At 67.5% G+C, this 14,008-nt stretch carries 13 protein-coding genes, 4 tRNA genes and 2 pseudogenes; 18 read left to right on the top strand and 1 reads right to left on the bottom strand.

What is annotated here, in order from left to right; translation table 11 throughout:
• The first annotated feature begins 44 nt into the window (after positions 1-44).
• Positions 45-578 carry a hypothetical protein gene (locus ACPP3B_RS06875; protein WP_424858555.1) on the top strand — a complete coding sequence of 178 codons (534 nt, stop codon included), beginning with the start codon at positions 45-47 and terminating at the stop codon, positions 576-578.
• A 6-nt stretch (positions 579-584) separates the two neighbouring features.
• Here the strand turns inward: ACPP3B_RS06875 and uvrA are convergent, their stop codons facing one another.
• Positions 585-3,566: an excinuclease ABC subunit UvrA gene (gene uvrA, locus ACPP3B_RS06880; RefSeq protein ID WP_424858556.1), complete on the bottom strand. Its 2,982-nt coding sequence runs from the start codon at positions 3,564-3,566 to the stop codon at positions 585-587.
• 366 nt (positions 3,567-3,932) lie between these two features.
• Between uvrA and ACPP3B_RS06885 the strand changes: the two are divergent.
• From ACPP3B_RS06885 to rplL, 17 genes and pseudogenes are all read left to right on the top strand, one after another.
• Positions 3,933-4,512: pseudogene (locus tag ACPP3B_RS06885) on the top strand (anthranilate synthase component I); the annotation flags it as partial.
• A 98-nt stretch (positions 4,513-4,610) separates the two neighbouring features.
• A pseudogene (locus tag ACPP3B_RS06890) lies at positions 4,611-5,453 on the top strand (anthranilate synthase component I family protein); the annotation flags it as partial.
• Positions 5,450-6,025 (top strand): anthranilate synthase component II, encoded by a 576-nt coding sequence (locus ACPP3B_RS06895; RefSeq protein ID WP_314226559.1) that lies wholly within the window; start codon positions 5,450-5,452, stop codon positions 6,023-6,025. The pseudogene ACPP3B_RS06890 and the gene ACPP3B_RS06895, both read left to right, overlap by 4 nt.
• A gap of 67 nt (positions 6,026-6,092) precedes the next feature.
• Positions 6,093-7,148, top strand: a complete 1,056-nt coding sequence (trpD, locus tag ACPP3B_RS06900; protein WP_299019019.1) for an anthranilate phosphoribosyltransferase — start codon at positions 6,093-6,095, stop codon at positions 7,146-7,148.
• On the top strand, positions 7,145-7,948 hold the full coding sequence (gene trpC / locus ACPP3B_RS06905) for an indole-3-glycerol phosphate synthase TrpC (RefSeq protein WP_314226561.1): 804 nt from the start codon (positions 7,145-7,147) through the stop codon (positions 7,946-7,948). The genes trpD and trpC overlap by 4 nt, the downstream gene beginning before the upstream one ends.
• Positions 7,945-8,508 carry a hypothetical protein gene (locus tag ACPP3B_RS06910; protein WP_299019015.1) on the top strand — a complete coding sequence of 188 codons (564 nt, stop codon included), beginning with the start codon at positions 7,945-7,947 and terminating at the stop codon, positions 8,506-8,508. The genes trpC and ACPP3B_RS06910 overlap by 4 nt, the downstream gene beginning before the upstream one ends.
• A gap of 15 nt (positions 8,509-8,523) precedes the next feature.
• Positions 8,524-8,609 (top strand) — tRNA-Tyr (locus tag ACPP3B_RS06915).
• Positions 8,610-8,688: 79 nt separating this feature from the next.
• A tRNA-Gly gene (locus ACPP3B_RS06920) sits at positions 8,689-8,762 on the top strand.
• Between the two features lie 61 nt (positions 8,763-8,823).
• Positions 8,824-8,898 (top strand) — tRNA-Thr (locus tag ACPP3B_RS06925).
• Positions 8,899-8,968: 70 nt separating this feature from the next.
• Positions 8,969-10,159: an elongation factor Tu gene (gene tuf, locus ACPP3B_RS06930; RefSeq protein WP_424858557.1), complete on the top strand. Its 1,191-nt coding sequence runs from the start codon at positions 8,969-8,971 to the stop codon at positions 10,157-10,159.
• Positions 10,160-10,201: 42 nt separating this feature from the next.
• Positions 10,202-10,277, top strand: a tRNA-Trp gene (locus ACPP3B_RS06935).
• Between the two features lie 126 nt (positions 10,278-10,403).
• A complete protein-coding gene (gene secE, locus ACPP3B_RS06940; RefSeq protein ID WP_424858558.1) occupies positions 10,404-10,784 on the top strand; it encodes a preprotein translocase subunit SecE in 381 nt (126 codons plus the stop codon).
• Between the two features lie 2 nt (positions 10,785-10,786).
• Positions 10,787-11,365: a transcription termination/antitermination protein NusG gene (gene nusG / locus ACPP3B_RS06945; RefSeq protein ID WP_314226263.1), complete on the top strand. Its 579-nt coding sequence runs from the start codon at positions 10,787-10,789 to the stop codon at positions 11,363-11,365.
• 231 nt (positions 11,366-11,596) lie between these two features.
• A complete protein-coding gene (gene rplK / locus ACPP3B_RS06950; RefSeq protein WP_132962721.1) occupies positions 11,597-12,028 on the top strand; it encodes a 50S ribosomal protein L11 in 432 nt (143 codons plus the stop codon).
• Position 12,029: 1 nt separating this feature from the next.
• Positions 12,030-12,731, top strand: coding sequence for a 50S ribosomal protein L1 (gene rplA / locus ACPP3B_RS06955; protein WP_424858559.1), 702 nt, complete (start codon positions 12,030-12,032; stop codon positions 12,729-12,731).
• A 316-nt stretch (positions 12,732-13,047) separates the two neighbouring features.
• Positions 13,048-13,548, top strand: a complete 501-nt coding sequence (rplJ, locus tag ACPP3B_RS06960; protein ID WP_314226261.1) for a 50S ribosomal protein L10 — start codon at positions 13,048-13,050, stop codon at positions 13,546-13,548.
• Between the two features lie 40 nt (positions 13,549-13,588).
• Entirely contained in the window at positions 13,589-13,963 is a 375-nt protein-coding gene (gene rplL, locus ACPP3B_RS06965) for a 50S ribosomal protein L7/L12 (RefSeq protein WP_314226260.1), read from the top strand.
• Positions 13,964-14,008: the final 45 nt, after the last annotated feature.

The raw sequence follows: 14,008 nt of genomic DNA on the forward strand, positions 1-14,008 counted from the left end.
GCCTGGCCCGAGCGGTCTATGATGCCAGCAAAGGAGCAATGGCGATGGACATCCTGGCGGATCATGGGCATCTACGACGCGTGGGGCTGGCGCTGGCGGTCTCATGGGTCTGCGCGGCCGCCCCTGGGGCCTGGGCGGCCAAGCCCGAGTGGGCCGGCCACGGCAAACCGGCGCATGCCACCCACCCGGCAGCGCCCACGCACGACGCACCACGCGGCGCGGTGGCTGCCACCAGCGGCAACGACGCGCTGTCGATCGCAATCGGCGGCTACTTTGGTGACCGCCAACGCGAGGCGGTGCGCCTGGTGTTCGGATCCCAGATCGCCCAAGGGCACTGCCCGCCGGGGCTGGCGAAGAAAAACAACGGCTGCCGCCCGCCAGGGTTGGCCAAGGCGTGGGCACTCGGCAAGCCGCTGCCGCCCGGCGTCGTGACCTACCCCTTGCCAAAGGAGCTGCAGCGCCGCCTTGGCGATCCTCCCCCGGGATACCGTTTCGTCCGGGTCGCGGCCGACATCCTGCTGATCGCGATCGGCACGGCGATCGTGGTCGATGCGATCGAGGATCTGGCGGGGCTGTGAGGGGGGTCACCCTCGCGCCAGCACCCGAGCCAAGTAGCGGCCCGTGTGGCTGTCGGGGTGTGCCGCCACGGCTTCCGGCGTGCCGCAGGTCACGACCGTCCCACCGCCCGCGCCACCTTCGGGCCCCATGTCGATGATCCAGTCGGCCGTCTTGATGACGTCGAGGTTGTGCTCGATGACGACAATGGTGTTGCCCGCGTCGCGCAGCCGATGCAGCACCTGCAGCAGCAGCTCGATGTCGGCGAAGTGCAGACCGGTCGTGGGCTCGTCCAGGATATAGAGCGTGCGGCCGGTGTCGCGCTTGGACAGCTCTTGCGCCAGCTTGACGCGCTGCGCTTCCCCACCCGACAGCGTGGTGGCGCTCTGGCCCAGGCGCAGGTAACCCAGCCCGACGTCGAGCAGGGTCTGTAGCTTGCGCTGCAGGGTCGGCACGGCCGCAAAGAAGGCGTGCGCCTGCTCGACCGTGAGGTCGAGGATCTCGGCGATGTGGCGCCCCTTGTAGCGCACTTCGAGCGTCTCGCGGTTGTAGCGGCGGCCGCCACAGACGTCGCAGGGCACGTACACGTCGGGCAGGAAGTGCATTTCCACCTTCACCACGCCGTCGCCCTGGCAGGCTTCGCAGCGGCCGCCCGCCACATTGAAGCTAAAGCGCCCCGGCCCCCAGCCGCGCTCGCGGGCGGCTGGGGTCTCGGCGAGCAGCTCACGGATGGTGGTGAACAGCCCCGTGTAGGTAGCCGGGTTGGAGCGCGGGGTGCGCCCGATCGGGCTTTGGTCCACCGCGATCACCTTGTCGAAGTGCTCCAGCCCTTCGATCGCTTCGAAGGGCTCGGGCTCATCGTGGCTGCGGTAGAGGTGGCGTGCCACGGCGCGCAGCAGCGTGTCGTTGACCAGCGTGGATTTGCCCGAGCCGCTCACCCCCGTGACGCAGATGAAGCGCCCGACCGGAAACGCCACCGTGACGTTGCGCAGGTTGTGCCCGCGCGCTCCCACCAGCCGCAGCGCCGCGCCCGTGGGCGGCGGGGTGTCGAGCGCTGGCCGATCAGCGCTGGCACGAGTGGCCTGCGTGGGCCAGCCGCCGCGCCGCGCAGGGGACGGCGCGGCCGCCGGTGCCGAGGGGTTGGGCACCCAGGCCAAGCGTCGCTCGGGCACCGGAATACGACGCCGCCCGGACAGGTACTGGCCCGTGACCGATGACGGCTCGGCCGCCACCGCCGTCCAGTGGCCTTGCGCGAGCACCTGGCCGCCGTGCACGCCCGCGCCGGGGCCCAGGTCGATCAGGTGGTCGGCGGCGCGCATGATGTCTTCGTCATGTTCGACCACGATGACCGTATTGCCCAGATCGCGCAGGCGCAGCAGCGTGGCGATCAGGCGGTCGTTGTCGCGCTGGTGCAGGCCGATGCTGGGCTCATCGAGCACATACATCACGCCGCTGAGGCCCGAGCCGATCTGGCTGGCCAGTCGGATGCGCTGCGCCTCGCCGCCGGAGAGCGTGTCTGCGCTGCGCGCCAGGGTCAGGTACGGCAGCCCCACGTCGTTGAGGAAGCGCAGCCGCGCCTGGATTTCGCGCACCACTTTGCTGGCGATCTCGGCGCGCGCCCCGTGCAGCCGCAGACCGTCGAAGTACGCCAGCGCCTCGGCCAGCGTCATCTGGGTGATGGCGTGGATGTGGCGCCGCTGCTCGCCCTCGCCCAGATAGACCTGCAGCGCCTCGGGGCGCAACCGGGTCCCGCCGCATGCGGGGCAGGCATGGGTGCTGCGGTATCGGCCCAGTTCCTCGCGCACGGCGACCGAGTCGGTGTCGCGCCAGCGGCGCTCGAAGTTGGGCAGGATGCCCTCGAAGGGGTGGCGCTGGGTTACGCGCCGCCCGCCGTCGGCGGTGTAGTGAAAGGCGATCGTCTCGTTGCCGCTGCCGTGCAGCAGCACGTGCCGCACCGACTCGGGCAGCGCGTTCCATGGCGTTTCGGGGTCGAAGCCGTAGTGGGCCGCCAGGCTTTCGATGAGGGCGAAAGCGTGTGCGTTGCGCCGGTCCCAGCCTTTGATGGCGCCGCTGGCCAGGCTGAGCTCGGGGAAGGCCACCACGCGCGTGGCGTCGAACAGCTCGACGTGTCCCAGCCCGTCGCAGCGCGGGCAGGCGCCCTGTGGGGCGTTGAAGGAAAACAGCCGCGGCTCGGGCGGCGCTTGCGTGTGGTCGCACACCGGGCACGCGGGGCGCGCCGACCACGCGTGTAGCGTTTGCGTCTCCAGTTCGAGTGCGCGCGCCTTGCCGCCACCCACGCGCAGCGCGGCCTCGAGGCTGTCGGCGAGGCGTTGGCGTGCGTCGGGCCGCACCTTCAAGCGGTCGACCACCACTTCCAGCGCCGCGCCGGGGCGCAGGCGTTGGTGCGCTTCGTCGCCCTCGACCACGTCGCCATCGATGCGAAAACGCACGAATCCCTGCGCCTGCAGGCCGCGCAACGCGGCCGCCGCCCCGTCTGCATCGGGTGCCACCACCGGGGCCAGCAGCATCAGCCGCGCCTCGGGCGGCAGTGCCAGCAGCGCATCGACCATCTGACTCACGGTCTGGGCTTGCAGGGGCAGATCGTGGTGCGGGCAATAGGGCACCCCAGCGCGTGCGAACAGCAGGCGCAGGTAGTCGTGGATCTCGGTGACCGTGCCGACCGTCGAGCGTGGGTTGTGGCTGGTGGCCTTCTGTTCGATGGCGATGGCGGGGCTCAGTCCCTCGATCAGGTCCACGTCGGGCTTGTCCATACGCTCCAGAAACTGCCGCGCGTAGGCCGACAGGCTCTCGACGTAGCGGCGTTGCCCCTCGGCGTACAGCGTGTCGAAGGCCAGGCTCGACTTGCCCGAGCCCGACAGGCCGGTGATCACGACCAGCGCATCCTTCGGGATGTCCAGGTCCAGGTTGCGCAGGTTGTGCGTGCGTGCGCCGCGCACGCGGATGTAGCGCTCGGGCGGGGCTGGCGGGGGCGAGACGGGCAGCGGGGTCATGCGTTGGAGTGATCAAGGCCAAAGCCGGGCAACCCACCATCATAGGGCCGTCCCGGCTGTCGGCGCATGGCCAGGCCTGGCACGCCTTTGCTACACTGTGCGCATGTTCGCTGCGCGCAGCCTGTTCGACGCTCGCCGGGCGGCCGCCCTCAAGACCGGCCGCCGGGAGGCTTGGCCTTGGCGTCAGCCAACGACGCGCGTCTGATTCCCTCGAGCCCCTCTCGTGCGGCCGGGCTCCTGCCCCCTGGCAGTGGGATGTTCGAGCCGCCTCGCCGGTTGTCCCGACCGGCCCCGTAGGATCTTCACCGGCCGCGCCGACCGCCCGCAGTGGATCGCCGGCCGCCCCCCGCCCGGAGCCCGATTGCCGTGATCACCGAACAGGAATTCCGCCGCTTGGCCGACCTCGGCCACCACCGCATCCCGCTCGTCGCCGAGGCGCTGGCCGACCTCGACACGCCCCTGTCGCTCTACCTCAAGCTCGCCCATGCCAGCGACGGCGGGCGCAACAGCTTTTTGCTCGAATCGGTCGTCGGTGGCGAGCGCTTCGGCCGCTACAGCATCATCGGTCTGCCCGCGCGCACCTGGCTGCGCAGCAGCGGTTTTGGTGATGCCGCCCGCACCGAGGTGGTGCGCGACGGCGCCGTCATCGAGACAATTGGCGGCAACCCGCTCGACGCCATCGCGGCGTATCAGCGGCGCTTTCGCGTCGCGCCCCTGTCGGGATTGCCGCGGTTTTGCGGCGGCCTGGCGGGCTATTTCGGCTACGACACGGTGCGCCACATCGAGCCCAAGCTGGTCGGCACCTGCCCGCCCGACCCGCTGGGGTTGCCCGACATCGTGCTGCTGCAAACCGAGGAGCTGGCCGTCATCGACAACCTATCCGGCCGTCTGTATCTGATCGTCTATGCAGACCCGGCTGAGCCCGACGCCTACGCGCACGCCCAGCAGCGGCTGCAGGTGTTGGCCGAGCGCCTGCGCGCGCCGGTCGGCGTGCCGACGCTCGAGCCCGCCGCTCCCGTGGCCGCGACGCACGAGCGCACCCAGGCCGATTTCATGGCCGCGGTGGAGCAGGCCAAGGCGCTGATCCAGCAGGGCGATTTCATGCAGATCGTGATCGGCCAGCGCATGCACAAGCCGTTTGCCCATCCGCCGCTGAGCCTGTACCGCGCGCTGCGCTCCCTCAACCCCAGCCCCTACATGTACTACTACAACCTGGCGGGGGCGGACGCGCGCGGCAGTGATTTGCACGTCATCGGCGCCTCGCCCGAAATCCTGGTGCGGCAAGAGCGCACGCCGCAGGGCGTCAAGGTCACCATCCGCCCGCTGGCGGGCACCCGCCCGCGCGGCGCCACGCCCGAGCTGGACAAGGCCGCCGAGCAGGAGTTGCTCGCCGACCCGAAGGAGCGTGCCGAGCACGTCATGCTCATCGACCTGGCGCGCAACGACATCGGGCGCATCGCCGAGATCGGCAGCGTGCGCGTCACCGAGGCATTCGCCGTCGAGCGCTACAGCCATGTGATGCACATCGTCAGCAACGTCGAAGGCGTGCTGCGCCCGGGCCTCGACAACATGGACGTGCTGCGCGCGACCTTCCCTGCTGGCACGCTGACCGGTGCACCCAAGGTACACGCCATGGAGCTGATCGACCGGCTCGAGCCGACCAAGCGCGGCATCTATGGTGGCGCAGTGGGCTACTTGAGCTATGCAGGCGACATGGACCTGGCGATCGCGATTCGCACCGGTGTCGTGCACGACGGCACGCTGTACGTGCAGGCCGCGGCTGGCGTGGTCGCCGACTCGGTGCCCGCGCTCGAGTGGCAGGAGACCGAACACAAGGCGCGCGCGTTGTTGCGCGCGGCCGAACTCGTCGAGGAGGGGCGGGTATGAGCCTTCGGTTATTGATGATCGACAACTACGACTCGTTCACCTACAACTTGGTGCAGTACTTCGGCGAGCTCGGGGCCGAGGTGGAGGTGTTTCGCAACGACGAGATCACGCTAGAGGGCATCGCCGCGCGCGCGCCCGATCGGCTGGTGATTTCGCCGGGGCCGTGCTCGCCGGCGGAAGCCGGCATCTCGGTGGCGGCGATTCGCCACTTCGCCGGGCGCGTACCCATCCTGGGCGTGTGTCTGGGGCACCAAAGCATTGGTGCGGCGTTCGGCGGCACCATCGTGCGCGCGCGCGAGCTCATGCACGGCAAGACGAGTGTCATCACCACCACGCAAAGCGGGCTCTTTGCCGGGTTGCCGCGCCAGTTCACCGTCAACCGTTACCACTCGCTGGCCATCGACCGCGCCACGCTGCCCGCGGTATTGACCATCACCGCTTGGTGCGACGACGGCGAGATCATGGGCGTGCAGCACCGCGAGCTGCCGGTGCACGGGGTACAGTTCCACCCCGAAAGCGTGCTGTCCGAACACGGCCACGCGCTGTTGCGAAATTTTCTGCTGGCCCCCTGAATCCGGCGGCCGCGCTGGGCCGTCCACCTAGCGTGCGCCTCGATTCCCGTCCCCTCGGAGGTCTTTCATGTCCCATCGCCACCACATCACGCCCCAGGAAGCGCTGCAGCGCGTCATCGAGCACCGCGAGATTTTTCACGATGAGATGCTGCACCTGATGCGGCTGATCATGGCCGGCGAGGTCTCGCCGCTCATGATTGCGGCCATCCTCACCGGCTTGCGTGTCAAGAAGGAGACGATCGGCGAGATCACCGCCGCAGCGCAGGTGATGCGCGAATTCGCCACCCCGGTGCACGTGCCGGACACGACGCACCTGGTCGATATCGTGGGCACGGGTGGGGACGGCGCGCACACCTTCAACATCTCGACCTGTGCCATGTTCGTGGCCGCCGCCGCGGGTGCGCGGGTCAGCAAGCATGGCGGGCGCAGCGTCAGCAGCAAATCCGGCAGCGCCGACGTGCTCGAGAGCCTGGGCGTCAACATCCAGCTGCCGCCTGCGGCGATCGCACGCTGCATCGAGGAGGTGGGCATCGGCTTCATGTTCGCGCCCAACCACCACCCGGCCATGAAAAACGTGGCCCCGGTGCGGCGCGAGATGGGGGTCAAAACGCTGTTCAACATCCTCGGGCCATTGACCAATCCGGCGGGTGCGCCCCATATCCTGATGGGCGTGTTCCACCCGGATCTGGTGGGCATCCAGGTGCGCGTGTTGCAGCGCCTGGGGGCGCGGCATGCGCTGGTCGTGCATGGCCGCGACGGCATGGACGAGGTCAGCCTCGGTGCCGCCACCTTGGTCGGCGAGCTCAAGGACGGCGAGATCGTCGAGTACGACATCCACCCCGAGGATTTTGGCCTGGCGATGGCCAGCCACCGGGCATTCCAGGTCGCCACGCCCGAGGAGTCGCGCGCGCGGCTGCTGGCGGTGCTCGACGGCGAGTCGGGGCCGGCCGCCGACATCGTCGTCTTCAATGCCGGGGTTGCGCTCTACGCTGCCGACGTGGTGGATTCCATCGCCGCTGGCATCGAGCGTGCCCGCGCGGCGCTCACCAGTGGCGCGGCCAAAGCCAAGCTCGAGCAACTCGTCACCACGGCGCACCGCCTGGGCGCGGAGGCTGCCGCATGAGCGACATCCTGCAGCGCATCTGCGCCACCAAGCGCGAGGAGGTCGCCACCGCCCGTGCCGCCGAACCGCTGCCCACGCTGCGCGGGCGCGCCGAAGCCGCACGGCGCGACGATCCGCCGCGTGATTTCGTCGGCGCGCTGCGCGCCAAGGTCGCCGCGGGCCGCGCCGCCGTCATCGCCGAGGTCAAGAAAGCCAGCCCCTCCAAGGGCGTGCTGCGCGCCGACTTCGACCCCGCCGCGATCGCGGCCAGCTACGCCCGCTTCGGTGCCGCCTGCCTGTCGGTGCTGACCGACCAGCCCTATTTCCAGGGCCACCCGGCCTACCTGCGCCAGGCGCGCGAGGCGGCGGCGCTGCCCGCGCTGCGCAAGGACTTTATCGTCGACGCCTACCAGGTCTGGCAGGCGCGTGCGTGGGGTGCCGACGCCATTTTGCTCATCGCGGCGTGTCTGGACGATGCGCAGATGGCCGACTTCGAGGCCATCGCGCACGAACTGGGCATGGCGGTGCTGGTGGAAGTGCACGACGCCGCCGAGCTCGACCGCGCGCTGCGCTTGCGCACCCCGCTCATCGGTGTCAACAACCGCGACCTGCGCACCTTCGAGGTCTCGCTGGAGACGACGCTGAACCTGCTGCCGCGCGTGTCCGCCGATCGCCTGCTGGTCACCGAAAGCGGCATCGTGCAGCGCGACGACGTGCGGCGGTTGCGCGATGCGGGCGTGCACGCCTTCTTGGTGGGCGAGGCGTTCATGCGTGCGCCCGACCCCGGCTTGGCGCTGGCCCAACTGTTCGATCCGGCATGAGCGCGCCGCTGCCGCTGGCGTCTGGGGCGACGCCGCACCACCAGCCGTGTCCGGGGGCGCGCACCGGTTTCGTCTTCATCTGTCCAGGCCGGTTCGAAGCCCAGCGCGGCTACCCCTGCGCGGCGGGCACGGGCGCCAACCTGGCGCGTGCGCTCGTCGCACTGCAGCGGCTCGACCCGCATCGGTTCGCGTCGGCGCAGCGCGTGGACTACGTGGTGACCAACGCCTGGCCACGGGTCGAATATCCCGACTTGACGGGGCGCTCGGTGCCGACCGTGGCCGAGGTGCTGCAGCCCGACAACCTGGAGCGCCTGGCCCGCGAGCTGGCCGGCTTGCAATGGGTGGTGGCGTGCGGTGTGCAGGCGCACGAAGCGGTGCGCGCGCTGCGCGCCGACGGCCGGCTGCGCGCGGCGGTGGCCTGCGAGCGCCACTTGAGCCAGCGCAGCATCAACGGCATCCGCGGCGCGGCCGATACGGCTGGCCGCATCGCCCTGTGGGCGGCGTCGGTCGTTCAACAATTTTCAGCCCAGGCCGAAAACGGCCAACAAAACGTGGCATAATCTGGGGCTCTCGCCGGAGGGGTGCCCGAGTGGCTAAAGGGGGCAGACTGTAAATCTGTTGGCTTACGCCTACGTTGGTTCGAATCCAACCCCCTCCACCAGCGATGCCGGTTGTGTTGGCCAGAGTGAAGGCGGTGGCGGCCCGTGTCCGAATCTTGCGGGTTGGCTTGGAAATGGTCCGCGGGAGTAGTTCAATGGTAGAACCTCAGCCTTCCAAGCTGATGACGCGGGTTCGATTCCCGTCTCCCGCTCCAGCGACGCGCCGGTGACTGGGTTTCGCGAAGGTTTTTTGTGGTCGTCGCGAGGCGGTCGCAAGCCCATGTGGCTCAGTGGTAGAGCACTCCCTTGGTAAGGGAGAGGTCGGCAGTTCGATCCTGCCCATGGGCACCAGCACAAATGTCTTCGCCCCACGCAGGGGCGTGTGAGTGAGTTCGGCAAACATCCATTCGGAGCGGTAACGATGGCAAAAGAGAAATTCGAGCGGACCAAGCCGCACGTCAACGTGGGCACGATTGGTCACGTGGACCACGGCAAGACGACGCTGACGGCGGCGATCACGACGGTGCTGGCGTCCAAGTTCGGCGGCCAAGCCAAGAAGTACGACGAAATCGACGCGGCGCCCGAAGAAAAGGCGCGCGGCATCACCATCAACACCGCGCACGTCGAATACGAAACCGCCAACCGCCACTACGCGCACGTCGACTGCCCCGGCCACGCTGACTACGTCAAGAACATGATCACGGGTGCCGCCCAGATGGACGGCGCCATCCTGGTCGTGTCGGCCGCCGACGGCCCCATGCCGCAAACCCGCGAGCACATCCTGCTGGCGCGCCAGGTTGGAGTGCCCTACATCATCGTCTTCCTCAACAAGTGCGACATGGTCGACGACGCCGAGCTGCTCGAGCTCGTCGAGATGGAAGTGCGCGAGCTGCTCTCCAAGTACGAGTTCCCCGGCGACGACATCCCCATCGTCAAGGGCTCGGCGAAGCTGGCGCTCGAAGGCGACAAAGGCGAGCTGGGCGAGCAAGCCATCCTGAAACTCGCCGAGGCGCTGGACACCTACATCCCCACGCCCGAGCGCGCGGTGGACCAGCCGTTCCTGATGCCCATCGAAGACGTGTTCTCGATCTCCGGTCGCGGCACCGTGGTGACCGGGCGTGTCGAGCGCGGCATCATCAAAGTCGGTGACGAAATCGAGATCGTGGGTCTGCGCCCGACGACCAAGACCACCTGCACCGGCGTGGAGATGTTCCGCAAGCTGCTCGACCAGGGCCAGGCGGGCGACAACGTTGGCATTCTGCTGCGCGGCACCAAGCGCGAAGAAGTCGAGCGCGGCCAAGTGCTGGCCAAGCCCGGCTCCATCACGCCGCACACCCACTTCGTGGGCGAAGTCTACGTGCTGTCCAAGGAAGAAGGCGGCCGCCACACGCCGTTTTTCAACAACTACCGGCCGCAGTTCTACTTCCGCACCACCGATGTGACGGGTGCCATCGAGCTGCCCAAGGACAAAGAGATGGTGATGCCGGGCGACAACGTGACCATCACGGTCAAGCTGATCGCCCCGATCGCGATGGAAGAGGGCCTGCGCTTTGCGATCCGCGAAGGCGGCCGCACCGTCGGCGCCGGCGTGGTGTCCAAGATCATCGAGTGATAGCATAGGCGTGGCTGGCCGCGATCCGTGGCCAGTCGCTGAAGGGGCATAGCTCAATTGGCAGAGCGTCGGTCTCCAAAACCGAAGGTTGGGGGTTCGATTCCCTCTGCCCCTGCCACCCGGTGATGCGCGCCACGTCACTGGTTGCATCGTCCAAGCCCGCCCGTGTCCCCGGACCGCAGCGGGCTTGTGTTTCTGGTGCGCGGCGTCTGGCGCGTGGTTTCAGTCAATGAAGGTGTGGGCGATGGCCTCTACGGAAATCGAAACCGTCAGCAGCAGCGCGGACAAGGCCAAACTGGCCGCCGTCGCGCTGTGTGTGCTGCTCGGATTCGTGGGTTTTTATTGGCTCAAGGCCCAAGGGGCTTGGGTGCAGTGGGCCGTGCTGCTGGTGGCGATCGGTGTCGCGCTGGGTATCGGCGCTACCGCCACGCCGGGGCAGCGGCTCATCGCCTTCGGGCGTGATGCCATCAAGGAAGTCAAAAAGGTCGTCTGGCCGACCCGCAAGGAGGCCACGCAGATGACCGCCTACGTCTTTGCGTTCGTCGTGGTCATGGCGTTGTTTCTGTGGCTGACGGACAAGCTGCTGGAGTGGGTGCTCTACGGCCTCATCCTGGGTTGGAGGTGAATATGAGCGAAGCGAACGCAACGCCCCCGATGAGCGCGACGCCCGCCGAAGGCATGCGCTGGTATGTCGTGCATGCGTATTCCGGGATGGAAAAGGCGGCCGAGCGCAATATCCTCGAGCGCGTGCAGCGCGCGGGCATGCAACACAAGTTCGGTCGCATCCTGGTGCCGACCGAAGAGGTCGTCGAGATCAAAAACGGTGTCAAGCGCACCACCGAGCGCAAGTTTTTCCCCGGCTACGTGCTGGTGGAAATGGTGATGGACGACGACACTTGGCACTTGGTCAAGAACACCAGCAAGGTGACGGGTTTCGTCGGCGGCGCGCGCAACCGACCCTCGCCGATTTCCGAAGAGGAAGTGCAAAAGATCATTGGCCAGATGCAGGAGGGGGCGGACCGTCCTCGCCACAAGGTCGAGTTCCAGGTGGGCGAGCTGGTGCGCGTCAAGGAAGGACCCTTCGCCGACTTCAACGGCTCCGTCGAAGAAGTCAACTACGAGAAGAACAAGCTGCGCGTGTCGGTCACGATCTTTGGTCGCGCGACCCCGGTCGAGCTCGACTTCAATCAGGTGGAGAAGACCTGAAGCGCGTCGGCGCTTGCCGCAGCGCCTAGCGCATTTCCGAAAACGCGCTATAATGCCAAGTTCTTCAGCCTGCGCAGCCGTGCGCGGGCTTCGTGCTGTCGGGGTCGGCTCGGCGACGGTGCGGCGGCTGCCCAGTGCGGCCGAAAGAGATATCCGGGTCTTGGTGCGAGGAGGTGACGAGCGTCCCTTGGGGCGCGCGATGCCGACAGCACTCGCAGGAGCGTATCACTCATGGCCAAAAAAATCGTCGGCTTCATCAAGCTGCAGGTGCCAGCGGGTAAAGCCAACCCCTCTCCCCCGATCGGTCCGGCGCTGGGTCAGCGCGGCCTCAACATCATGGAGTTCTGCAAGGCGTTCAACGCCCAGACCCAGGGCATGGAGCCCGGTCTGCCGCTGCCGGTGGTCATCACCGCCTACGCGGACAAGAGCTTCACCTTCATCATCAAGACGCCGCCGGCGACCACGCTGATCAAGAAGGCGATCAAGTTGGACAAGGGCTCGTCCAAGCCGCATGCGCAGAAGGTCGGCAAGATCACGCGCGCGCAGCTCGAGGAAATCGCCAAGACCAAGATGAAGGACATGACCGCTGCCGATCTGGATGCCGCCGTGCGCACGATCGCTGGTTCGGCGCGTTCGATGGGTGTGATCGTGGAGGGGCTGTGAGATGGCGAAACTGACCAAAAAGCAAAAGGCCCTGCAAGGCAAGGTCGACTCGACCAAGCTGTATCCGCTGCCCGAGGCGCTGGCCATCGTCAAGGAATGCGCCACCGCCAAATTCGATGAATCGGTCGACGTCGCCGTGCAACTCGGCGTCGATCCCCGCAAGTCGGACCAAGTCGTGCGTGGCGCCGTGGTGCTGCCCAATGGTACCGGCAAGACCAAGCGGGTCGCGGTGTTTGCTCAGGGCGCCAAAGCGGAAGAGGCCAAGGCTGCCGGTGCCGACGTCGTCGGTTTCGACGACCTGGCGGCACAGGTCAAGGCCGGCAACATCGATTTCGACGTCGTGATCGCTGCCCCCGACGCGATGCGCGTCGTCGGCACGCTGGGTCAGATTCTGGGTCCGCGTGGCCTGATGCCCAACCCCAAGGTGGGCACCGTGACGCCGGACGTGGCCACCGCGGTGCGCAATGCCAAGGCGGGTCAGGTGCAGTTCCGCGTCGACAAGGCGGGCATCGTGCATACCACCATCGGCCGTCGGTCGTTCGACACCGAGAAGCTGCAGGGCAACCTGGCGGCGTTGATCGAAGCGCTCAACAAGGCCAAGCCGGCTGCGGCCAAGGGTCAGTACCTGCGCAAGATCGCCGTGTCGTCGACCATGGGCGTGGGCGTGCGGGTCGATCCGCAGACGGTGACGGCTGCGGGCTGAATGGAATCCGCGTCACGCGTGCAGTGGCTGCTGTGCGCATGGCGCGAGTGTGTGGTGGGTTCGCCGCGTCTGCCCAGGTGTGGCGAAGCCATCCGAGACCGCTGGTGTGGGCCATCGGCTCACTTAAGTGTCGACGATCGGGTCGACAGCCAGCGCAGATGGCGATCCCGCCGCGGGATGGAATCGGGTACCGGGTCGAGCCGGTGCGGTTTCCTGAAAACGGTTGATCGCTGCAACAGGTGCGTGGCTCCGGGGTCGGGGTCGCGTGATCGGGAAACCCCCTCCTCGCCGGGAGGGGTTCTCAAAGGAGTCAACCTTGAGTCTGAACCGCAGTGAGAAGCAGGCCGTCGTCGACCAAGTGTCGGCACTGGCCGCGAAGGCGCAGACGCTGGTGATGGCCGAGTACCGTGGCATCACGGTGGCCGACCTCACGAAGTTGCGTGTCGAGGCCCGCAAGGCCGGTGCGACCGTCAATGTGCTGAAAAACACGTTGGCGCGCCGTGCCCTGGCTGGCACGCCCTTCGAGGTCGCCGCCGACCAGATGACCGGTCCGCTCATCTACGGCTTTTCGGAAGACGCTGTCGCCGCCGCGAAAGTGGTGGTCGAGTTCGCCAAGACCAACGACAAGATGGTCCTGCGCGGTGGGGTCTACGCCGGCAAGCCGCTGGATGTCAACGGCGTGAAGTCGCTGGCGAGCATCCCCTCCAAGGAGGTGCTGCTGTCGCAGTTGCTGGGCCTCATGCAGTCGCCGGTGTCGCGCCTGGCGCGCGTCGTGGCGGCCCTGGCCGAGAAAAAGGGCGAGGCGCAGCCCGCCTAATTCGGTCGTTCCCAATCAACCCGTTTTTTAGGAAATCATCATGGCATTCGACAAAGACGCATTCCTGGCCGCTCTGGACACCATGACGGTGATGGAGCTCAACGATCTGGTCAAGGCGATCGAAGAGAAGTTTGGCGTGAGCGCCGCGGCCATGGCCGCCCCCGCTGCCGCTGCGGGCGCTGCCGCCCCGGCCGCCGAAGAAAAGACCGAGTTCGACCTGATCCTCAAGGAAGCCGGTTCGAACAAGGTGGGCGTGATCAAGGCCGTGCGCGAGATCACCGGCCTGGGTCTGAAGGAAGCCAAGGACCTGGTCGATGGCGCGCCCAAGACCGTCAAGGAAGCGATGCCCAAGGCCGACGCCGAGGCCGCCAAGAAGAAGCTGGAAGAAGCCGGCGCGAAGGCCGAACTCAAGTAATTGGCTCTTCATCCAAGGGCTGGAGTGCCTGTGCGGGCCTCCAGC

Source organism: Tepidimonas sp. HKU77 (assembly GCF_049728535.1).
Taxonomy (GTDB): Bacteria; Pseudomonadota; Gammaproteobacteria; order Burkholderiales; family Burkholderiaceae_C; genus Tepidimonas.

Bases quoted from the DNA above. Each gene is read 5' to 3' on its own strand.
- ACPP3B_RS06875 (WP_424858555.1), top strand. From the start codon at position 45: ATGGACATCCTGGCGGATCATGGGCATCTACGACGCGTGGGGCTGGCG.
- uvrA (WP_424858556.1), bottom strand. From the start codon at position 3,566: ATGACCCCGCTGCCCGTCTCGCCCCCGCCAGCCCCGCCCGAGCGCTAC.
- ACPP3B_RS06895 (WP_314226559.1), top strand. From the start codon at position 5,450: ATGAGCCTTCGGTTATTGATGATCGACAACTACGACTCGTTCACCTAC.
- trpD (WP_299019019.1), top strand. From the start codon at position 6,093: ATGTCCCATCGCCACCACATCACGCCCCAGGAAGCGCTGCAGCGCGTC.
- trpC (WP_314226561.1), top strand. From the start codon at position 7,145: ATGAGCGACATCCTGCAGCGCATCTGCGCCACCAAGCGCGAGGAGGTC.
- ACPP3B_RS06910 (WP_299019015.1), top strand. From the start codon at position 7,945: ATGAGCGCGCCGCTGCCGCTGGCGTCTGGGGCGACGCCGCACCACCAG.
- tuf (WP_424858557.1), top strand. From the start codon at position 8,969: ATGGCAAAAGAGAAATTCGAGCGGACCAAGCCGCACGTCAACGTGGGC.
- secE (WP_424858558.1), top strand. From the start codon at position 10,404: ATGGCCTCTACGGAAATCGAAACCGTCAGCAGCAGCGCGGACAAGGCC.
- nusG (WP_314226263.1), top strand. From the start codon at position 10,787: ATGAGCGAAGCGAACGCAACGCCCCCGATGAGCGCGACGCCCGCCGAA.
- rplK (WP_132962721.1), top strand. From the start codon at position 11,597: ATGGCCAAAAAAATCGTCGGCTTCATCAAGCTGCAGGTGCCAGCGGGT.
- rplA (WP_424858559.1), top strand. From the start codon at position 12,030: ATGGCGAAACTGACCAAAAAGCAAAAGGCCCTGCAAGGCAAGGTCGAC.
- rplL (WP_314226260.1), top strand. From the start codon at position 13,589: ATGGCATTCGACAAAGACGCATTCCTGGCCGCTCTGGACACCATGACG.